Origin of the sequence: Parvibaculum sp., from assembly GCF_045863935.1 — a bacterium.
GTDB lineage: Bacteria > Pseudomonadota > Alphaproteobacteria > Parvibaculales > Parvibaculaceae > Parvibaculum.
The window spans coordinates 1-19779 of sequence record NZ_BTVP01000024.1; the positions used below are offsets into that span (position 1 = coordinate 1).

Annotated in this window: 27 protein-coding genes; 14 read left to right on the plus strand and 13 right to left on the minus strand. The window is 62.6% G+C overall.

Annotation, left to right across the window (positions count from 1 at the left end):
* Positions 1-354, minus strand: a 354-nt coding sequence (locus ACKUUH_RS11180; RefSeq protein WP_407950000.1) for a thiamine pyrophosphate-dependent enzyme, incomplete at its 3' end; no start/stop codon positions are given.
* On the opposite strand from ACKUUH_RS11180, the gene ACKUUH_RS11185 reads away from it, so the two are divergent.
* Positions 314-520 carry a hypothetical protein gene (locus ACKUUH_RS11185; RefSeq protein WP_407950054.1) on the plus strand — a complete coding sequence of 69 codons (207 nt, stop codon included), beginning with the start codon at positions 314-316 and terminating at the stop codon, positions 518-520. The genes ACKUUH_RS11180 and ACKUUH_RS11185 overlap by 41 nt on opposite strands.
* Here the strand turns inward: ACKUUH_RS11185 and ACKUUH_RS11190 are convergent.
* From ACKUUH_RS11190 to ACKUUH_RS11200, 3 genes are all read right to left on the minus strand, one after another.
* A complete protein-coding gene (locus ACKUUH_RS11190; protein ID WP_407950001.1) occupies positions 517-870 on the minus strand; it encodes an FtsB family cell division protein in 354 nt (117 codons plus the stop codon). The genes ACKUUH_RS11185 and ACKUUH_RS11190 overlap by 4 nt on opposite strands.
* A gap of 71 nt (positions 871-941) precedes the next feature.
* Entirely contained in the window at positions 942-2216 is a 1275-nt protein-coding gene (eno, locus tag ACKUUH_RS11195) for a phosphopyruvate hydratase (protein WP_407950002.1), read from the minus strand.
* Positions 2217-2423: 207 nt separating this feature from the next.
* Complete coding sequence (locus tag ACKUUH_RS11200; RefSeq protein WP_322313101.1) at positions 2424-2972, minus strand: PadR family transcriptional regulator; 549 nt, start codon at positions 2970-2972, stop codon at positions 2424-2426.
* Positions 2973-3358: 386 nt separating this feature from the next.
* Between ACKUUH_RS11200 and ACKUUH_RS11205 the strand changes: the two genes are divergently transcribed.
* From ACKUUH_RS11205 to queF, 5 genes are all read left to right on the plus strand, one after another.
* Positions 3359-4546, plus strand: coding sequence for a DUF1302 domain-containing protein (locus ACKUUH_RS11205; RefSeq protein ID WP_407950003.1), 1188 nt, complete (start codon positions 3359-3361; stop codon positions 4544-4546).
* Positions 4547-4665: 119 nt separating this feature from the next.
* Positions 4666-5379: a 7-cyano-7-deazaguanine synthase QueC gene (gene queC, locus ACKUUH_RS11210; protein WP_407950004.1), complete on the plus strand. Its 714-nt coding sequence runs from the start codon at positions 4666-4668 to the stop codon at positions 5377-5379.
* A gap of 4 nt (positions 5380-5383) precedes the next feature.
* Complete coding sequence (gene queE / locus ACKUUH_RS11215; RefSeq protein ID WP_407950005.1) at positions 5384-6016, plus strand: 7-carboxy-7-deazaguanine synthase; 633 nt, start codon at positions 5384-5386, stop codon at positions 6014-6016.
* A complete protein-coding gene (locus ACKUUH_RS11220; RefSeq protein ID WP_322313105.1) occupies positions 6016-6384 on the plus strand; it encodes a 6-carboxytetrahydropterin synthase in 369 nt (122 codons plus the stop codon). The genes queE and ACKUUH_RS11220 overlap by 1 nt, the downstream gene beginning before the upstream one ends.
* A 13-nt stretch (positions 6385-6397) precedes the next feature.
* Complete coding sequence (gene queF, locus ACKUUH_RS11225) at positions 6398-6874, plus strand: preQ(1) synthase (RefSeq protein WP_407950006.1); 477 nt, start codon at positions 6398-6400, stop codon at positions 6872-6874.
* Positions 6875-6893: 19 nt separating this feature from the next.
* Here the strand turns inward: queF and ACKUUH_RS11230 are convergent, their stop codons facing one another.
* Both ACKUUH_RS11230 and ACKUUH_RS11235 read right to left on the minus strand, forming a co-directional pair.
* Positions 6894-7475: a TetR/AcrR family transcriptional regulator gene (locus tag ACKUUH_RS11230; RefSeq protein ID WP_407950007.1), complete on the minus strand. Its 582-nt coding sequence runs from the start codon at positions 7473-7475 to the stop codon at positions 6894-6896.
* A gap of 92 nt (positions 7476-7567) precedes the next feature.
* A complete protein-coding gene (locus ACKUUH_RS11235) occupies positions 7568-8278 on the minus strand; it encodes a crotonase/enoyl-CoA hydratase family protein (RefSeq protein ID WP_407950008.1) in 711 nt (236 codons plus the stop codon).
* 188 nt (positions 8279-8466) lie between these two features.
* Here ACKUUH_RS11235 and ACKUUH_RS11240 point away from each other — a divergent pair, with 188 nt between their 5' ends.
* Both ACKUUH_RS11240 and ACKUUH_RS11245 read left to right on the plus strand, forming a co-directional pair.
* On the plus strand, positions 8467-8934 hold the full coding sequence (locus ACKUUH_RS11240) for a DUF1348 family protein (RefSeq protein WP_407950009.1): 468 nt from the start codon (positions 8467-8469) through the stop codon (positions 8932-8934).
* Positions 8935-8943: 9 nt separating this feature from the next.
* The gene (locus tag ACKUUH_RS11245) at positions 8944-9534 is read left to right on the plus strand and encodes a TetR/AcrR family transcriptional regulator (protein ID WP_407950010.1); all 591 of its coding nucleotides are present in this window, start codon (positions 8944-8946) and stop codon (positions 9532-9534) included.
* Between the two features lie 67 nt (positions 9535-9601).
* Here ACKUUH_RS11245 and ACKUUH_RS11250 read toward each other — a convergent pair whose 3' ends face one another.
* The gene (locus tag ACKUUH_RS11250; protein WP_407950011.1) at positions 9602-10393 is read right to left on the minus strand and encodes a cysteine hydrolase; all 792 of its coding nucleotides are present in this window, start codon (positions 10391-10393) and stop codon (positions 9602-9604) included.
* 157 nt (positions 10394-10550) lie between these two features.
* Between ACKUUH_RS11250 and ACKUUH_RS11255 the strand changes: the two genes are divergently transcribed.
* The 6 genes from ACKUUH_RS11255 (at position 10551) to ACKUUH_RS11280 (ending at position 16312) form a co-directional block, all read left to right on the plus strand.
* A complete protein-coding gene (locus ACKUUH_RS11255; RefSeq protein WP_407950012.1) occupies positions 10551-11465 on the plus strand; it encodes a helix-turn-helix domain-containing protein in 915 nt (304 codons plus the stop codon).
* 119 nt (positions 11466-11584) lie between these two features.
* Positions 11585-12397 carry a crotonase/enoyl-CoA hydratase family protein gene (locus ACKUUH_RS11260; RefSeq protein WP_407950013.1) on the plus strand — a complete coding sequence of 271 codons (813 nt, stop codon included), beginning with the start codon at positions 11585-11587 and terminating at the stop codon, positions 12395-12397.
* Positions 12398-12465: 68 nt separating this feature from the next.
* Positions 12466-13053 carry a TetR/AcrR family transcriptional regulator gene (locus ACKUUH_RS11265; protein WP_407950014.1) on the plus strand — a complete coding sequence of 196 codons (588 nt, stop codon included), beginning with the start codon at positions 12466-12468 and terminating at the stop codon, positions 13051-13053.
* A gap of 127 nt (positions 13054-13180) precedes the next feature.
* Positions 13181-14461 carry a cytochrome P450 gene (locus ACKUUH_RS11270; protein ID WP_407950015.1) on the plus strand — a complete coding sequence of 427 codons (1281 nt, stop codon included), beginning with the start codon at positions 13181-13183 and terminating at the stop codon, positions 14459-14461.
* A 327-nt stretch (positions 14462-14788) separates the two neighbouring features.
* Entirely contained in the window at positions 14789-15400 is a 612-nt protein-coding gene (locus ACKUUH_RS11275) for a TetR/AcrR family transcriptional regulator (protein ID WP_407950016.1), read from the plus strand.
* A gap of 3 nt (positions 15401-15403) precedes the next feature.
* Complete coding sequence (locus ACKUUH_RS11280) at positions 15404-16312, plus strand: phytanoyl-CoA dioxygenase family protein (RefSeq protein ID WP_407950017.1); 909 nt, start codon at positions 15404-15406, stop codon at positions 16310-16312.
* Positions 16313-16330: 18 nt separating this feature from the next.
* On the opposite strand, the gene ACKUUH_RS11285 is transcribed toward ACKUUH_RS11280, so the two are convergent.
* The 6 genes from ACKUUH_RS11285 to ACKUUH_RS11310 form a co-directional block, all read right to left on the minus strand.
* A complete protein-coding gene (locus ACKUUH_RS11285) occupies positions 16331-17959 on the minus strand; it encodes a CTP synthase (protein WP_407950018.1) in 1629 nt (542 codons plus the stop codon).
* A 115-nt stretch (positions 17960-18074) separates the two neighbouring features.
* Complete coding sequence (secG, locus tag ACKUUH_RS11290; protein ID WP_407950019.1) at positions 18075-18479, minus strand: preprotein translocase subunit SecG; 405 nt, start codon at positions 18477-18479, stop codon at positions 18075-18077.
* A gap of 175 nt (positions 18480-18654) precedes the next feature.
* A complete protein-coding gene (locus ACKUUH_RS11295) occupies positions 18655-18843 on the minus strand; it encodes a hypothetical protein (protein WP_407950020.1) in 189 nt (62 codons plus the stop codon).
* Between the two features lie 2 nt (positions 18844-18845).
* A complete protein-coding gene (locus ACKUUH_RS11300; RefSeq protein ID WP_322314408.1) occupies positions 18846-19043 on the minus strand; it encodes a hypothetical protein in 198 nt (65 codons plus the stop codon).
* A gap of 4 nt (positions 19044-19047) precedes the next feature.
* Entirely contained in the window at positions 19048-19272 is a 225-nt protein-coding gene (locus ACKUUH_RS11305) for a hypothetical protein (protein WP_407950021.1), read from the minus strand.
* A gap of 50 nt (positions 19273-19322) precedes the next feature.
* Complete coding sequence (locus tag ACKUUH_RS11310; RefSeq protein ID WP_322314410.1) at positions 19323-19532, minus strand: cold-shock protein; 210 nt, start codon at positions 19530-19532, stop codon at positions 19323-19325.
* Positions 19533-19779 lie beyond the last annotated feature (247 nt).

The window sequence follows — 19779 nt, forward strand, 5'->3', positions numbered from 1 at the left end:
CGAGCGCCCGGTGAGTTCGGCCATGACGCCTTTCGGGTCCATGCCGGTAGCGAGCATGTGCCCATGGTCGCGATAACCGGTGATGACCTGGTCGCCTTCCTTGATCGCGCCCTGCATGCCGACAACGACGGCCTCCTGCCCGATATAGAGGTGGCAGAAGCCGCCAATCAGCCCCATGCCGTACATCTGGCCCGCCTTCTCCTCGAAGCGGCGGATCAGCAGCATGTCGCGATAGGCCTGCAATTCCTCATCCTTCGAGAGTGGCGCAGGACCGCCCCCGGCTTTCTTCGGTTGTTTTTTCTGGGCAGGTTTCGTGGCGGCTTTCGCCGGCCGGGAAGATGATCTGGACGCCATTCAATGGGCCTCGACGCCGGAAATTGAAGACAGGCACGAACATAGTGGCACGAAAAGCCACCCGCACCACACTTTTGAAGTGGCTCATAAATATTTGGTTTCAATGACAAAAAGAGAAATTAACCGGATATCGGTTAAGTGCCGCTGGGGCCACGTCGCCGATTAGCGGGGCGTCTGCACCCGGCCTGGCTGAGGCTCAAGAAAAATCACCACCTCGTTCGGGCCGCCATAGCCCAGCGCCGCACGGGCGCGCTCGTCGAGAAGATCGGGGTCGAGGCTTTCCGGCCGCAGCAGCGCGACCTGCCTGTCGAGCTGCTCGCGCATCCCCTCCACCTCGGAAAGCTGGTGCTCCAGCGTGTCGATGCGGTTCTGGATGTCGAGCCAGGAAATGAATCCGTGCCGGCCATAGACAGCGTGATAGGCGAAATAGCCGAGCACGACGATGCAGACGAACGGGATCAGCGCCTGTCTGAGGCGGAGCGGTTCGGAGGTGCGAATCATCGTGTAGCTGTCCATGACCGGCAGGGAATCACATAGCGATTCCAACGGTCAAGCCGGATTTGCGAAATTCGTGCGCCGGGCGTGACTCAGGCTTTCAGAATGCCCCGGCCGGCATATTCGGCGGAGGCCCCCAGCGCCTCTTCGATGCGGATGAGCTGGTTGTATTTCGCAAGCCGGTCCGAGCGCGCGAGCGATCCCGTCTTGATCTGACCGCAATTCGTCGCAACCGCGAGATCGGCAATCGTCGCGTCTTCCGTTTCGCCGGAGCGATGCGACATGACGGCGGTGTAGCTCGCCTTGTGCGCCATCTCGACGGATTCGAGCGTCTCGGTGAGCGAACCGATCTGGTTCACCTTCACGAGGATCGAATTCGCGACGCCCTTCGCGATACCGTCGGCGAGGCGGCGCTTGTTGGTGACGAAGAGATCGTCGCCGACGAGCTGCACTTGTCCACCGATGCGGTCGGTGAGCGCCTTCCAGCCTTCCCAATCGTCTTCGGCCATGCCGTCTTCGATGGAGATGATCGGATACTTGCCGACGAGGTCGGCCCAATAATCGACCATGCCGCCGGCATCGAGCTTCTTGCCCTCGCCTTTCAGGTCGTAGACGCCGCCCTTGAAGAATTCGGTCGAGGCCGCGTCGAGCGCCAGATAGATGTCGTCGCCCGGCTTGTACCCGGCCTTTTCAATCGCCTTCATGATGAAGCCGATGGCTTCTTCCGTCGAAGCGAGGTTCGGCGCGAAGCCGCCTTCGTCGCCCACATTCGTGTTGTGGCCGGCGGCCTTCAATTCGCCCTTCAGCGTGTGGAAGACTTCCGAGCCCATGCGCACGGCATCGGCAATCGAGCCTGCCGCCACCGGCACGATCATGAATTCCTGAATATCGATCGGATTGTCGGCGTGTTCGCCGCCATTCACGATGTTCATCATCGGTACGGGAAGCACCCGCGCGGCGGGGCCGCCGACATAGCGGAAGAGCGGCTGGCCAAGCGAAGCGGCTTGCGCCTTCGCGACCGCGAGCGACACGCCGAGGATTGCGTTCGCACCGAGACGGGACTTGTTGTCGGTTCCATCGAGCGCGATCAGGGCGCGGTCGATCTGGATTTGCTCGGAGGCGTCCATGCCGCCGATCGCGTCGAATATCTCGCCATTCACCGCGCCGATGGCGTTCAGCACGCCCTTGCCCTTGTAGCGCGCGCCGCCATCCCGGAGTTCCACCGCTTCATGCGCGCCCGTCGACGCACCCGACGGCACGCCCGCGCGGCCAAGCGCTCCGTCTTCCAACAGTACGTCCACCTCGACCGTCGGATTGCCCCGGCTGTCCAGAATTTCGCGACCGATGATGTCGATGATGGCGGCCATGTCGTCCCGTCTCTCGTTTGAAATGATGTGGCAAGCCGGACGTGAACCCGGTGGCGGTTACATAGCGGAGAGGCGCGCGAGACGAAAGGGGCTATTCGCCCGACGCGGCGCCGGGGACCGCTCTTTTCCACCGTTCGGACGTGCGCTTCCTGCGCCCGGCCCGAGCCGGACGAGCGAACCTTACCCGAAGTCAGTGCGGCTGGAAGATCAGCCGTGCAAGGCCATCGCCAGGGGGACGTCCTCCGGGCAACCGCTCAGAAGCTCGGCCCCGTGCTTCAGGATGTAGTCGCGCTGCGCCTCCATCATGACGCGGCCGAAGCCGATGCAGAACTTCTGCCCCACCTGAAGTGCTTCCCGTTCCCGCCTGTCCAGGTCGCGCAACACCTCGTTGGTGTCGGCGAGCCGCTGATCCAGCAGTTCCTTCACCCGCCAACGCGGCAGAAAGGGCGCGAAGCTGAGGATGAAGATGAACTCGGAACGAAGCCGATGCCGGGCGTCGCCGGACATCAAGGCCTTCAGGCAGGCGGTCCGTCCCGCCTCGGTCAGTTCATAGACCTTTTTGTTAGGCCGGCTGTCCTGTTCGACCTTCCGATAGGTCACCAGTCCTTCCGCAGCCAGCTCATTCAGCGCCGGGTAGAGATTCGAGAGACTCACGTCGAGCAACGTCGAGACCTCGTTCTCCATGATCTTCTTGATGTCATAGCCCGTGGCAGGGCCCCCCATGAGGACACTGAGCAACAGTTCCTTCGTATTCAATCCGCTTCCTCCCCCGTCAGCAGATCCAGCACTTGATACCTGTGCTGTTTCATTATAAGGCAACAGTTATTAGGTTTTTTTCACCTATTATAAACAACAACAACAATTAACCTGAAGCGAACTCCCTCCTCGATCCTTCGCAAAAGGCCAGCATCCCTCACCAACTCGTGGCCGGTTCCGGCGGAGTCGGCCGCTACTTCCCAATCCGCCAAAAGTCTAAGGGGCAGACCAAGAATCCATCCACGCGGGGGGGAACCTTCAAAATGATAGTATCGGCAGAACGTACGCCTGTCACGAATGAACGGGCGTATCGACGCATTCGCCGTTCGGGGCGCAACTTTCCTAGCGGCAGCCTTTGCTACCACACTTCTTTTCCGGCTCGGCGAGTGCCGAGCCAGTTCAGCGATCTCGACCTCAGCGTCGACACGACCATCTCGGCCGGCGTGACGTTGCGCGCGAGCGACCGCGACTGCACCAAGATCAGCCCGATCAATGGCGGCTGTGCGAATGGCGACGGCCGGACCACCGGCGTCAACTCCGACAATGGCAATCTCAACTTCGACCAGGGTGACTTCGTCAACCAGACGGTGAAGGCCACGGTCGACACACAGGGCACGTGGGAAAATTACGGCTTCTTCCTCCGGCCCACCGCCTTCTACGACGTCGTCTATGCGGACAACGATCTCGATTTCCGCAATCTCGATTCCGAGGGCAAGGACCAGCTCGACTACGACATCGATATTCTCGACGCTTTCGTCTACGGCAACTGGGATATCGACGGTCACTACACGATGCTTCGCTTCGGCAAGCAGGCGCTGAACTGGGGCGAAAGCCTCTTCATCCAGGGTGGCGTCAATGCCTTCCAGGCGCTCGACGTGACGCGTATCCGCACCCCCGGCGCGGAACTCAAGGACGCGCTGACGCCGATGCCGATGATCTTCGCCTCGACGATGGTCACGCCGAACTTCTCCGTCGAAGCCTTCTGGCAGTTCGCCTATGAGGAGACGGAACTCGATCCGGCGGGCTCGTTCTTCTCGCCCGACATGCCCTTTGGCGTGTCGGACCTCGAGCAGAACGCCTCGCAGCTCTGGGGCACCAGCGATCCGATCCCCGAATTTCTCGGTTCCGACACGGCCGTCTTCGTCGTCAACGCCGGCTTCGTCTATGTGCAGGGGGCCAGCAACCACCCGCTCAATCGCGTGGGACCGGAAGGGGCCATCCGCAATCCTTTTGCGGCGGCCCTTCTCACCAATGGCGTCACGAATGCGGAATATGCCGACGATGTGTCCTACGGCTACCGCCTCGTCTTCGCACCGGCCTACAACAACGCCTTCGGCACGCCGGTCACGCTGACACCGAGCATTTCGTGGCGGCATGACCTGCAGGGCAACTCGCCGGGTCCGAACACGGCGAACTACCTGCAGGGAATGAAGCAGGTCTCCATCGGCATCGACGCCGACTATCAGAGCACCTATCGGGCCAGCCTGAGCTACACCAACATCTTCGGTGCCGGCTTCAACAACCCGACCTTCGACCGCGACTTCGTCATGGCCAGCGTCTCCTACGCCTTCTGACGAAGCCTTAGAACAAGACGATAAGACCCCGGAAAGCCACCGCTTTCCGGGGTTTTTCTTTGTCGGCTTGACGCAGGCCTGCGGCTCCTGTTCAACACGCCCGACGGAGCGTCTCGACGATGACAGAAACGGCAAACGGCAAGGCACTCGTGCTTTTCTCGGGCGGGCAGGATTCAACGGTCTGCCTCGCATGGGCACTTGCGCGCTTTGCGCAGGTGGAGACGGTCGGCTTCGACTACGGTCAGGCCCATGCCGTCGAACTCGAATGCCGCAAGACGCTGCGCGAACGCCTCGCCGCCCTCTTTCCAAATTGGGCCGCGAAGCTCGGTCCCGACCACATGCTCTCCCTGCCTGAACTCGGCCGGATCAGCGAGACCGCGCTCACCCGCGATGTCGAGATCGAGATGGGCGAGAACGGGCTGCCGACCACCTTCGTGCCCGGCCGCAACCTTCTCTTCTTTACCTATGCGGCGGCGCTGGGCTACCGGCGCGGGGCGCAGGTCCTCGTCGGCGGTATGTGCGAGACGGACTATTCAGGCTATCCAGACTGCCGCGCCGGAACGATCTCCGCGCTCGAACAGGCGATCTCGCTCGGCATGGACAAGCCATTCACCCTCGCGACACCGCTCATGCGGATCGACAAGGCGGCGACCTGGAAACTCGCGGAGGAGCTCGGCGGCAAGGCGCTTGTCGACCTCATCGTCGAGGAAAGCCATAGCTGCTATCGCGGCGACCGCTCGAAGCGCCACGACTGGGGCTATGGTTGCGGCGCCTGCCCCGCCTGCGCGTTGCGCGCCCGGGGCTACGCCGCCTATATCTCGGGCGAGGCGTGAACCCATGTATTCGGTGAAGGAAATCTTCTACACGCTGCAGGGCGAAGGTGCGAATGCCGGGCGCCCGGCCGTGTTCTGCCGTTTCGCGGGCTGTAACCTCTGGACCGGCCGCGAGCAGGACCGCGCAAGTGCGGTCTGCACCTTCTGCGATACGGACTTTGTCGGCACGGATGGCGAGGGCGGCGGCAAATTCGCCGATGCCGGGGGGCTGGCGGATGCGGTCGAAGCGGCATGGGCGAGCGGCGCCGGAGACGACCGCTTCGTCGTCTGCACGGGGGGCGAGCCCCTGCTGCAACTCGACGCGGCGCTCATCGCGGCCCTTCATGCTAGAGGTTTCGAGATCGCCGTCGAAACCAACGGCACGATCGCGGCGCCTGAGGGCATCGACTGGGTCTGCGTCAGCCCCAAGGCGGACGCGGACCTGAAACAGCTACGGGGCGACGAACTGAAGCTGGTCTATCCGCAGCCGCAGGCACAGCCGGAGCGTTTCGAAGGTCTCGCTTTCCGGTATTTTTTCCTGCAGCCGATGGACAACGCAGAGCAGGAAGAAAACACACGCGCGGCGACCGCCTATTGTCTCGCGCATCCGAAATGGCGGCTCAGCCTCCAGACGCACAAGCTGATCGGTATTCCCTGATGAGAATCTACAAAGAGTTCTTTTTCGACGCGGCCCACTTCCTGCCTTATGCGGCGGAAGGCCATCCCAACCGGCGGATGCACGGGCATTCCTTCCGCGTCGTCGTCTGGCTCGCGGGCAAGCCCGCGGCGGAGACCGGCCTCGTCCGGCATTTCGAGGATGTCGAGCGCGAGGTCATGGCCGTGCGCGAGAAACTCGATCACCATCTGCTCAACGAAATCGAGGGCCTCGAATTCCCGACGCTTGAACACATCGCGGCGTGGATATGGCGCGCGCTCGAAAAGCCATTGCCGGAGATCGCGCGTGTCGAGGTGCATCGCGCCTCCTGCCGCGAGGGTTGCGTCTACGACGGTCCGGACAGTGAGTAAGGGAGCTTCGCGCATGGCAAGGACACCGAAGAAGACCGGCAGCAAGGGATTGACGCAGCTCGGCTCCGCGACGCCCGTACCCGCCTCTCCCGAGGCAGCGAAACTCGAGCGCGTGCCGAACCCGCATCCGGACACGAATTATGTCGCGCGCTTCACCGTGCCCGAGTTCACCTCGATCTGCCCGGTGACGGGCCAGCCCGACTTCGCGCATCTCGTCATCGACTACGTGCCCGGCAAATGGCTCGTCGAATCCAAGTCGCTGAAACTCTATCTTCAGTCCTTCCGCAATCACGGCGCCTTCCACGAGGATTGCACCGTCGCCATCGGCAAGCGGATCGCTGAACTCCTCGCACCGAAATGGATCAGGATCGGCGGCTACTGGTATCCGCGCGGCGGCATTCCCATCGACGTGTTCTGGCAGAAAGGCAAGCTGCCCGCAGGCGTCTGGGCGCCCGATCAGGCCGTCGCGCCCTATCGCGGACGCGGTTGAGCGCGGAGAAGCCGAAGGGTCACTCGCGCGCGGCAATCATCGCGGACAGCTCGTCGATCAGGGCGGCTTCGCTCGGGAGGTCCAGAATTCCCGCGGCGAAAAGCGAAAGACCGCCATGCATCAATATGAAGTCCTTCATGACGGCTCGCCGGCGCAAGCCGGGGTCCGCGTCCGCCGGCGCGGAGACCCGCATCGCTTCCGAAATCACGAGATGAACGGCGCTCTGAAGCTCCGGTTTGTTCTTCATCGTCGCGTGCGGCCTGCTCGTCATCAGGCCATAGATGTGCCGGTTCTTGAGCGCATAGCGTGCGTAAATCCGGGTGAAGTCGGCCGAGGTGGCGGCGCGCTTCAGCCTGGCTGCGAGTTTTGTGAAAGCTTCGGTCGCCACGGCGTCGAGCAGTGCGTCGCGATCCGCGAAATGATTGTAGAGCGAGCGGTGCGCGATCCCGAGTTCGGTGGCGACCTGCCGAAGGCTCAACTTCTCGTGCCCCTCGCGGGCGACCATTCGATAGGCAGCGTCGACCGCATCGGCACGGACATTGCCGTGCCGATACGTCGCCCGGTTCGAAACCCGGCCGGTCTCTTTTTCCGTCTCGCTCATCGGATTGACACAGATTTGAATCCACTTGCGGCTTCATGTACCGCGCGATGAAAGATACAGCGATCTATGAGCGATGACGAGCGCGGTAACCGTCATTGGCCAAGACGGCGCTTGTAGTTCTCCAGAGTGATTTCGCTGTCGATCGCTCCTCTCACCGCCGCAACGGCCTGCGCCCTCACCCGCCTCTTCGTGGCGGTGAAATGGGTCATGTCTATACCGGTGAAGGAAGCAGCGGCGAACCTTGCCGCCGGCAGCAGATCGTCCGCTGTGATGAGGCGGTCGAAATACCCCGCATCCAGAGCATCGGCTGGCGCAAGAACCTCGCCCGTCACGATCCTGTTGAAATAGGGCGCCGTTAGTCTGTGACGCGCAATCTCGATTGCGAAATGGGGTATCGTCAGGCCGATCATCACTTCGTTCAGGCCGATGCGGAACGGCCCGTCGACGCCGAGGCGCACATCCGAGGTGAGCAGGAGGAAGGCCCCCATCGGCAGGGCATGGCCGCTGCACGCTGAAATGACGGGCCGTGGGTATTCGAGCAGCCGGAACGCCAGTTCCGCACCCTGCTTGAGCATGCCGTAACTTTCCTCCGCGATGTTCTTCGCGAAGACCTTCAGGTCGAAGCCCGCCGAGAAGATGCCCTCGCGTCCGGCGAGAACGACAATCGCCTTGTCGCTCTCCGCCCGGTCGAGCGCGGCATGCAGTGCGCTCAGCATGGCGGGCGACATGACGTTCGCCTTCCCGTCATCGAAGGTGATCTCGGCAACACCCTCCGCAATTTCGTATTTCACCAACTCTGTCATTTCAATCTCCAAAACATCCGGTGGATGGATATAGAGGCGCAGGGCGCGGAGCCGCAACCCGCTTTGAAGCAATGTCCTTTGCAAAAAGAGATATCCGGAACGAACCCTGGTCCGCCGATTGACTCTTTTGGGAAAAATTGTATCGTTCGGTACAGTTTTTACTGTTTGGTACATTTTCTGGAGGTTCCATGTCCGTCCGTCCGCCCTTGCCGCCCTTCACGGAAGACACCGCCGCGCAAAAGGCCCGGATGGCGGAGGACGCATGGAACAGCCGCGACCCTGCGCGCGTCGCCCTCGCCTACACGCCGGACAGCCGCTGGCGAAACCGCTCGACGTTTCTTCGGGGCCGCGAAGCGATTGAGGCCTTCCTGCAGCAGAAATGGGAACGCGAACTCGACTACCGCCTGATCAAGGAAGTGTGGGCGTTCAGCGGCGATCACATCGCGGTTCGCTTCGCTTATGAATGGCGCGATAGCGAGGGAAGCTGGTTCAGGAGCCACGGCAATGAGCAATGGGCCTTCGACGGCACGGGGCTGATGCGGCGGCGGGAGGCAAGCATCAACGACGTGCCCATCCGTGCCGAAGACAGGCTTTTTCACTGGCCTCTCGGGGTTCGTCCGGCCGAACATCCCGGCCTCGAACAACTCGGACTCTGAAAGGACAACATGGCCAGAACGGTTTCCGAAAGATCGGATGTCCTGCCCCTCCTCGCGGAAGCATTTCGCGAGCATGGATATGAAGGCGCGAGCCTCGCGCTCATCGGCGAGGCGACCGGCCTCGGCAGGGGCAGCCTTTACCACTTCTTCCCCGGCGGAAAGGAAGAAATGGCCAGCGCCGTGCTCGGCGAAATCGAAGCCTGGTTCGAGACCAACATCTTCAAAGTCCTGCGCACGGCCGAGCATCCCGAAAGCGCGCTGCTGCAGACGCTCGATGCAACGGAAGAATATTTTCGTTCCGGCCGGCGCATATGCCTTGTCGGCGCCTTCGCGCTCAGCGACACACGCGACCGCTTTTCACGCGCGCTGCGCCACTATTTCAGCGAATGGCGGGCGGCCGTTGCGGCTGCCCTTGCGAAGACGGGACAAACACCGCCGGAGGCGGCTGGGAATGCCGAAGAGATCGTGCTCGGCATTCAGGGCGCGCTCGTTCTGGCGCGCGCGCTCGACGATCCCGGCATCTTCTCCCGCGCCATCGGCCGCATTCGTTCGCGCCTTCCAAAAGTGCGCGCGAAACGGCGCCGAAGCGGGAATGGCTGAGCCTCTGCGGACAGGTTTGGGGCGGGCCGGTTCGGTGTCTCGCGGAACCGGCCCCGCTCCCGTCTTGTTACAGCGCTTCGATGCGGCGGACAGCCTCGTCGGTGGTCCACAGCGCATTGGCGACATAGCGGAAATTCACCAGAGCCGCATGATACCCGTCGCCCTCCGGAATCTTCGCCGCGGCGGTCGCGTCCCGCACCACAGCGACTTCGTAGCCGCGTTCCAGAAGGTTATAGAGATGCGCCTGAACGCAGAGATTGGCAGACATGCCCGCCAGAACCACCTTGTTGACGCCACGCTTGCGCAACTGGAGGTCGAGGTCGTTCGTCTCCGGGCCGTAGACCTTGTGCGGGCTCGTCACGATCGTCTTGCCGTCGAGGATCATGTCCTTGTATTCGGGCATGAAGTCGGCGCCCGATCCCTCGAATCCGGCAAGGTTCAGCGGCCCCGCGCGGTCGAACATGCCGATGGCATGCATGAGCTTTTCGAGCGGGCCGGAAAACTTCCAGCCGTGATCGGTCGGATAGTAATAGTGCGGCGAAACGGCAACGACCAGATCGGCCTTTTTGGACGCTCTGAAGAGCCGCCCTATATTCTCGACGGTCTTTTGCTCCGTCACGCTCTCGCCGACGACACCCCAGGCCACACCCTTCGGGCTGAGAAAGTCGATCAGCGGGTCGACGACGACAAGCGCTGTGTCGTCCCGCCCGAGAACGACGTCCGAAGCAGGAAGCACCGGCTCGGCGGGGTCGGCATAGGGCGAAGCGTCTTGCGCCCGCGCGGCTCCCGCATCGGTGGCAACGGCTGCGGCGGCAATCGAGGCGGCGGCGCCGCCACGGAGAAGGTTGCGCCGGCTCATCTGGCCGCCGGCGGAGTTTTGTTCATGATGGTCGCACATGGTCCGGTCCTGGGGTTGGTTGGATATGCCGCAACCATGCCCTCTCCCTTGTGCCTTATCGTCTGAAAGGCGTGTCGCCCGGCCTCATGCCGTTCAGCGGCTCTCAATCGAAAGACATATGAAACTCATGAACCTGGATCAGGTGCTGGATGCGGTCGACGTTTCCATCGAACCCTTTGCGCTCTGCGAAATCAGGGGCGCGTCGTCGCTCGGACTGGGGCGCAAGCCACATGCGGTCCTGCATTATGTGCTCGGTGGCGAAGGGGTAATAAGCATCGACGGGCAGACGCCAATCCCGGCAAGCGCCGGGTCCGTCATTCTCATCCCCGCATTTGCCGCCCACAGCATTCATGCTTCCGGCACAGGCTTCATCTCTCTTCCCGAATGTCATCCGCTTGAGATTTCAGTCGAGCACATGCAGGCCGGCTCCGGTCAAGGTACCTTCGCCGCTATATGCGGCCGCGTATCGGTCGTCTATCGCGGTCTCAGCGGCACCATGGACCTCCTGAAGGAGCCAATTGTCGAAACCTTCGCACCGGAAGACCGCGTCCGGACCGCACTGGAGGATCTCATCAACGAGCTCGCCAATCCGAATGTCGGCACCCGCGCGCTTGCGAGAGCCCTCCTGCTTCAATGCATCATCCTCCTGTTCCGCCGCAGGTTGCAGATCGGCGACGGGTCGCTCTCATGGATGCGTGGTCTGGCCGACGAGGAATTGTGGGGCGCCCTTCGCATGATGCTCGATCACCCGGATCGCAGCCATACGGTCGACACACTCGCGGAAGTGGCCGGCATGAGCAGAGCGGTCTTCGCGGAACGCTTCAGCGCCGCCTACGGAACCGGACCGATCGACATGCTTCGCTGCATCCGCCTTCGGCGCGCCGCCGAACTGCTGGCCAATTCCCAGATACCAGTGAAGAGGATCGCGCATTTAGTCGGCTACGAAAGCCGGACCTACTTCTCAAGGGCCTTCAAGAGCGAACTTGGCCTTTCGCCCGATCTGTTCAGACGGCGGGTCACGTCGGGAGGCTGACCGGCGGGTACCCCTGACGCCGGGTAATCCGGCCCGTCTACCGGGCAGTCTTGTATTCCTCCGCCGGCCCGCTATGACTCTTGCAACAAGACTTGCAGAACCATTCGGGAGACGGACACATGGAAGAGCGCATCAAAACCACGATTACGGAAGGTGTCGCCGATGTCCGTCTTGTCCGCGCCGACAAGATGAACGCGCTGGACGATGCGATGTTCATGGCGCTGCTCGAAACCGGCGAAAGGTTGAAGTCCGACAAGTCGGTGCGCGCTGTCGTCCTCTCGGGCGAAGGCCGTGCCTTCTGCGCCGGGCTCGACATGAGCAATTTCGGGCGCATGGCGAGCGGCGAGCGCAATGCGAACAAGTCGGAAGTGACGGGCCGCCTCGAACAGCGCACCCATGGCGTCGCCAACCGCGCGCAATATGCCGCGCTCGTCTGGCGCGACGTGCCCGTCCCGGTCATCGCCGCCGTTCACGGCGTTGCCTTCGGCGGCGGCTTTCAGGTCGCGCTCGGCGCCGATATGCGCTTCGTCGCGCCCGGCACGCGCTTCTCCGTCATGGAAATCAAGTGGGGCCTCGTGCCCGACATGGCGGGCATGTACCTGATGCGCGGCCTCGCCCGCGAGGACGTCATCCGCGATCTCACCTATACGGGCCGCATCTTCGAGGCCGACGACGCACTCGCCTATGGCTTCGCCACGCGCCTCTGCAACGATCCCTACGCCGAGGCGCTCGCCACCGCCCGCGAGATCGCCGACAAGAGCCCGTCGGCCATTCGCGCCGCCAAGCGCATTCTCAACGACGCGCCGGACGGCGATGCCGCCACGATCCTTCTTGCCGAGTCCGTCGAGCAGGACAAGCTCATCGGCGGGGCGCACCAGAAGGAAGCGATCATGGCGAACCTCGAAAAGCGCCGGCCGGCCTTCGCGGACTGAGCGCCATCGGGATCGTCCGCCTAGGGCACTCCTGCGCCTCGAACTGCGCCGTTCGACAGGATTGAAGCATGAGCACCGACGTCAAATCCGGTCCAGGGGAAATCGGGAGCCCGAGAGCAAAGGTTCTTTCCGCTGCGATGCAAATTCTGTCCGCACAGGGCGCGGAGAAACTGAGCCTGCGCGCGATAGCGGAGAGCGCGGGGATCGGCATCGCGTCGATCTACCACTACTTCGAGAACAAGGAAGAGCTGCTGCTGAATTTGGCGATTATGGGATTTGGCGAGCTGAGCCGGCACATAATTTCCTTCCAGGAGAAAGGGGAGTACCCCTCCGCCATGCAGGCGAGCGCCCGCGCCTATTTCGACTTCGCCGAGAAAAATTCGGCGCTCTTTTCCCTGATGTTCGGCGAACAATTGATGGCCCGCCACGAAGCCTTGCGCGACGCCGCGTACAAGACATTCCAGGTCTACGAGACCGCGGTGAAGGCAGATGACCGGTTTCCGGCCGAGCACCAGGAAAATGTCGCCCTGGTTTTTTGGGCGCTCGGACGCGGCATGGCCGCGATCACCTCCTCCTATCCAAATGGCGAACTTCCTCCCGAGATGTCCGAAAAGCTATATGCCGGCATTTCCTATCTGATTGTCCGCCCCGAATAGCCCCGAATAGCCGTTGTCCCTTCGCACCTGCAGCAGCGAACGCTGTCCGAGAGGGATTGCAGAACGCCGTTCGAAACCCTCTGATGTAGCCAAAAGCAGGTGAATCAATGCCTTGTGGAGGAACGGGATGAACGCGATAGCTGCGAAATACGTAGAGGCCCAGGAAGCGGCCTATGCAGAGCCCCTGGAAACGCTCAATCCGGCGCAACCGGCGCTTTTCCAGTCGGATACGTTGTGGCCCTATTTCGAGCGCCTGCGCCGCGAGGATCCGGTGCACTACACGCCCGAGAGCGAGTTCGGCCCTTTTTGGTCGATCACCCGCTGGCACGACATCATGGCGGTCGACACCAACCATGAAGCGTTTTCCTCGGCCGACGGCATCACGCTGGCCAATCTGGAGGCAAGGGCGGAGCAGGAGAAGATCATGGGCGTGCGCCGTGGCGGCGCCGGGTTCATCACAATGGACGAGCCCGAGCACACGCCCGCGCGCAAGGCCGTGACCCCCGCGGTCGCGCCCGCGAATTTGCTCAAGATGGCGCCGATCGTCCGCGAGCGCGCCGGCCTGATTCTCGATTCCCTGCCGATCGGCGAGGAATTCGACTGGGTCGATCTGGTGTCGAAGGAGCTGACCGCCATGACGCTGGCGACGCTCTTCGATTTCCCCTTCGAGCAGCGGCGCAAGCTGCCCTACTGGTCGGACATGATCACCAATCTGCCAGGTCACGGGCCGGTGGAAAGCTGGCAGCAAAAAGGCGAGGCGATGTTCGAGTGCTTCGACGCCTTCCAGGAATTGTGGAACCAGCGCGTCAACGCCGAACCCAGCTTCGACATGATCTCGATGCTGGCGCACACGCCGGCAACGCGAAACATGTCGAAGGAAACCTATCAGGGTAACGTGATCCTGCTGATCGTCGGCGGTAACGACACCACGCGCAACACGATCTCGGGCAGCGTCTATGCGCTGAACAAGAATCCGGATCAGTATGCCAAGTTGCGGGCCAATCCCGACCTGATCGTGTCGATGGTTTCCGAGACGATCCGCTGGCAGACGCCGCTGGCGCATATGGCGCGTCTGGCGACGCGCGACGTCGAGATCGGCGGCAAGACCATCAAAGCCGGCGACCGCGTCGCCATGTGGTACGTATCGGGAAATCGCGACGAAGAAGTCATCGAGCGGCCCAACGACTACATCATCGACCGCGAGCGGCCGCGCCAGCACATGTCGTTCGGCTTCGGCATCCATCGCTGCGTCGGCAATCGCGTTGCCGAGCTGCAGCTGACCATCATCTGGGAAGAAATTCTCAAGCGCTTCCCCGAAATCATCCTGGTGGAAGAGCCCAAGCGTACCTTCTCCAGCTTCGTGAAGGGGTACGAGTCGATGAAGGTCGTCATTCCGCACCGCAACTGAGCGGTCGTCAGCCGCCGCGAAAGCTCCCCTTTATATGAGGAGCTTTCGCTGGCGCCCCTCAAATCCCTGGTTCGTGCCCCCGCCCCAAACCGCTTGCAGCGGTTTGACCCTCCCCGAGGGGAGGGTGGGCGGTTGGTTCGGCATTGTGTGGCGACTTCCCGGATTCTCCTGACCGCCCGGTGAGAAAAACAGATAAGGGCGTTTCTTCCCACCCTCCCCTCGGGGAGGGTCGAAATTTGGAAGCGAAGCGCACCAAATTTCGGGGCGGGGGCGAACATGTGATGCCACCCCCTTGCATCCCGAGGTGATTTTTATATAATCACCATTATGCCAAAAAAGATCGACCATGATGAGCGCCGTCGAGACATTGCCCGAGCCGCGATTGCGGTGATCGGCGATCTGGGCATCGACAATACCCGCCTTGTCGATGTCGCCCGCGCCGCGAATGCGACGACAGGCACGATCACCCATTATTTCGAGGACAAGGACGCGGTGCTGCTCGCCGCGCTCGACCATGTCGCGCAGAATATTCTCTTCATGCTGCGGCATCCGGAGAAGCCGGACGACATCGTGGCGCTCGCGGAACTCATCCTGCCCATCGACGAGGACGCCATGCGCGACTGGCGCGTCTGGATGAGCTTCTTCGGCCGCGCCGTGGGCGACCCGGCGCTCGCCCGCATCAACAAGGCCTATTACGACGAATTCCGCGACGGGCTCGCCACGATCATCCGCCGCCATCAGGCGGAGGGAAAACTTGCCTCCCGTATCGCCCCCGACATCACCGCCGACGCGATTATTTCCGTCATTGACGGCTTCTGCATTCGCGCCACGCTCGAACGCGAGGAGTGGCCCGCCGAACGCCAGAAAGCCCAACTCGAAGCCATGCTGCGCCCGCTGCTTCCAAAGCCGGAAAAGCGCCGCGCCGGAAAGGGAGGATAGATCATGCCGAAACTCGTAACGCTGCCCGCAACGGCAAGCACAGACGAAATCCTTGCCGTGCTGAAGCGCGACGGCGCGCTGATCCTGAAAGATGCGCTGACGCCCGCGCAGCTCGAGCAGGTGCGTGCCGAGACCATGCCCTATATCGAGGCGACCGATTTCGGCCGCGACGACTTCACCGGCAACCTGACGACGCGTACCGGCGCCCTTGTCGCGCGCTCGGCCGCCTGCCGCGACATGGTTGCCAACAACACCATTGTCGACGCCGCCAACGCTTTCCTCAAACCCTTCTGCGAACGCATCCAGCTTCACCTGACGCAGGTCATCCGCATCACGCCCGGCCAGAAGAAGCAGCAGATCCATCGCGACCGCTGGGCCTGGGGCACCTATCTCAAGGGGCTTGAGCCGCAGTTCAACACGATCTGGGCGATCACCGATTTCACGAAGGAAAACGGTGCCACGCAGGTCTGCCCCGGCAGCCTCGACTGGCCGGACGATTATCAGCCGACGGACGATCAGATCGGTTATGCCGAAATGAGCGCGGGCTCCGTCCTCGTCTATTCCGGCGGCGTCTTCCATGGCGGCGGCGAGAACGTGTCGAATGGCGACCGCATCGGCATCAACATCACCTACACGCTCGGCTGGCTGCGCCAGGAAGAGAACCAGTATCTCTCCTGCCCGCCCGAAATCGCGAAGACGCTCTCGTCCGAGCTGCAGGCGTTGATCGGCTATTCGATGGGAAGCTATGCGCTCGGCTACTACACGCCGCCCCTGCCCGCCGGTCAGGGACCGGAAGTCGTGCCGCCTGAATACGCGCTCGGGAAAATGGATGCAGGTGCCGCCCAGTTCGGCAATGCCGAACTGCTGGCCGAAGTCTCGGCGTCGATCAGGGGCGAGAAGCAGACGGCGTAAGCCGTCTGCCCTACCCCGTCAAACCAGCCGGCTCTGCTCAACCGCCGCTTCCACGAAGGAGCGGAACAGCGGGTGCGGTTCGAAGGGCTTCGACTTCAGTTCCGGGTGATACTGCACGCCGATGAACCAGGGATGGTCCGGCAGCTCGACGATCTCCGGCAGCAACCCGTCGGGCGAGACGCCGGACATGACGAGCCCGGCTTTCTCGATCTGGTCGCGATAGGTCATGTTCACTTCGTAGCGGTGGCGGTGCCGCTCGCTGATGCGCGTCGAGCCGTAGATCTGCGCGACGCGGCTTCCTTCCTTCAGCACCGCTTCATAGGCGCCAAGGCGCATGGTGCCGCCGAGATCGCCATTCGCCGCACGCGTTACGAGTTCGTTCTCGCGCATCCATTCGGTCATCAGGCCGACGACCGGTTCGTTCGTCGGTCCGAACTCCGTCGAGCTTGCGCCGGTGAGCCCACCGATATTCCGCAGCGCCTCGATCACCGCCATCTGCATGCCGAAGCAGATGCCGAAATAGGGCACGTTGCGCGTGCGCGCGAATTCTGCCGCGCGGATCTTGCCCTGGCTGCCGCGCTCGCCGAAACCGCCCGGCACGAGAATGCCGTCGACATCCTCGAGATAGAACGCGGTGTCCTCGGTGTCGAAGATTTCCGACTCCACCCATTTCACGTTGACGCGAACCTTGTTCGCGATGCCGCCATGAACGAGCGCCTCGGAGAGCGACTTGTAGGCATCTTTCAGCCCGGTGTACTTGCCGACGATGGCGATGGTCACGTCGCCTTCGGGCTCGCGGATATTGTGCGTGATGGTCTGCCAGCTCGCGAGGTTCGGCTCCGGCGCATCCTTGATGCCGAAGACGGAGAGCACTTCCTCGTCCAGCCCTTCGCGGTGATAAGCGTTCGGCACGTCGTAGATCGTGTCGACGTCCATCGCCTGGATCACAGCGCTTTCGCGCACATTGCAGAAGAGTGCGATCTTGCGCCGCTCGTCCTTCGGGATCGGCCGGTCGCAGCGGCACATCAGCACGTCGGGCTGGATGCCGATGGAGCGCAGCTCCTTCACGGAGTGTTGCGTCGGCTTCGTCTTCATTTCGCCCGCAGACGGAATGAAGGGCATCAGCGTCAGGTGGATGTAGCAGGTCTGGCCGCGCTCCAGTTCGTTGCCGAGCTGGCGGATCGCCTCGAAGAAAGGCAGGCCCTCGATGTCGCCCACCGTGCCGCCGATCTCGCAGAGCACGAAGTCGACATCGGCATTGCCCGACAGGACGAATTCCTTGATTGCATCGGTCACATGCGGGATCACCTGCACCGTGCCACCGAGATAATCGCCGCGGCGTTCGCGCGTGATGATCTCCTGATAGATGCGTCCGGTGGTGATGTTGTCGGCGCGGGTCGCGGGCACGCCCGTGAAGCGCTCGTAATGGCCGAGGTCGAGATCGGTCTCCGCCCCGTCGTCGGTCACGTAGACCTCGCCATGCTGGATCGGGGACATGGTCCCCGGGTCCACATTGAGATACGGATCGAGCTTCCGAAGCCGCACGGAATAGCCACGCGCCTGCAGGAGCGCGCCGAGCGCTGCGGATGCGAGACCCTTACCGAGGGAGGAAACCACGCCGCCGGTGATGAAAATGTACCGCGTCATGGGCCCCTAGATTACACCAAGCGAAACGATTCGAAGCGGCAATTGCGGCTCCGGGCAAAAATAGTCCGTCCGGCAAAACCCCGCCCCCAGAGCCGGGTCCGGCCGGAAACTCTCGTTATTGAGCGCGCGGGACGCTCGGTTCGGCGGGTTCGGGCGCGGCCTCGCCTTCCGGGCTGGCCGGCGGGATCGCGTCGGGCGTGCTGAAATCCGAGCCGATCGGGGCCGGAACGCTCACATCGCCCGCGTCTTCCGTCTGGGCCGGCGGCACCACCCCGTCGAGCACGCTGTCGGCCGAGCCGCCGCGCGCCGCGATGATGCCGAGCGCAAGGCTTGTCGTCATGAAAAGGCCGGCGAGAATCGCCGTCGCGCGGGTCAGCGCATTGCCTGCGCCACGGCCGCTCATGAAGCCGTCTCCGCCGCCGCCGATACCGAGAGCACCGCCCTCGGAACGCTGCAGCAGAACGGTCGCGACAAGCGCCACCGCGAGCATCAGATGAATGATCAGAATGATGGTCGCCATGAGGGCCGCCCGAATCCGGAATTTGAACGAAAAAGAGCCTCAGCCGCCATGAAAGCGGCCAGGCCGGTCGCGGCGGGTTGTAGCGCATGAAGCGCCCGGTTTCCAGCCCTGTCGCGAGCCGGGGTGACAAGCACCTTCAGGCGCCCATCTGGCGGCGAACCGCCAGGCCGGGGTGTCAGCCGAGCTGGCCTTCGCGGACCATGCGTTCATGGCCGTCGGAGAGGCTCTTGATGCGGTACTGGTAGCCGTCGCCCTCGGCGGGAAGCTGGCGCACAACGGTATAGTGGCCGCGCGCGGTGGGCGGATAGGAGCCTCCGGCGGTGAACTCCACCGTCTCGCCGATATCGTATTTGTGCTTCTGCATGATCAATCCTCGGGTGTCCCCTCGTCGCTCTCGCCGTCTTCGGGCATCGCGCCATCTTCGGGCACCGTGCCGTCTTCGGGGTCGGCGGTCTTGCGGAGCGCGGCTTTTTCCTCGCGGTCCTTCAGCTTCTGCTGCGCCTTGGCTGCCTTGCTGCGGGCGCGCTCGGAACGCTCGTGACGGTAGTTCGGTTTGAAAGCCATGGGCTCACTTGCGCTTGACGCGTTCGAGGGATTTCACGCGGCCGCGCGGCCTGCCGGATCGTTCGGCAATATCGCGGTCTTGCGCCTCGATGACGGCCTTCGCGCCGGCCGTATCGGCAAGCCCGTCCAGCGCCGAGGTCGGCACCTTCCGGTTGGAGCTCAGCGAGCCGTCCTCATAGATGATGTTGAAGGCGACGAACTCGCCATCCATGGGCTTTTTGCGTGCCATTTCGTGCTCCCAAAAAGCAGAAGGGGCGCCGAAGCGCCCCTTCGAGTTCATCAGGCCGAGCGAAGATTGCCGGCCGAAACCTTGCCGCTGCGCTGGTCGGTCTCGAGGTCATAGGCAATCGCCTGACCTTCGTCGAGGCCGCGCATGCCGGCGCGTTCAACTGCGGAGATATGGACGAAAACGTCCTTGCCGCCGCTTTCCGGCTGAATGAAGCCGAAGCCCTTCTGGGAGTTGAACCACTTGACTGTTCCGTTCGCCATGTATGGCATTCCTTATAACGTGGAGAAGTACCGCCGGTGCTCATGCATACCGGTGGATCAAACTTTTAGGGATCGGGAAAGACAGGTCCGGCGCTCGATCGCGAGCGTGGAGAGCAGCCGAACCAAGAAAATTTGACAGGCGGTATATAGAGGCTAATTCCTCGTTTTACAAGAAGCATCCGCATCAGGGCCTCCAAATCGAGGTCAAAAGCCCCACCAGCCGCCAATCGGCGGCGCCAGGTTCCCT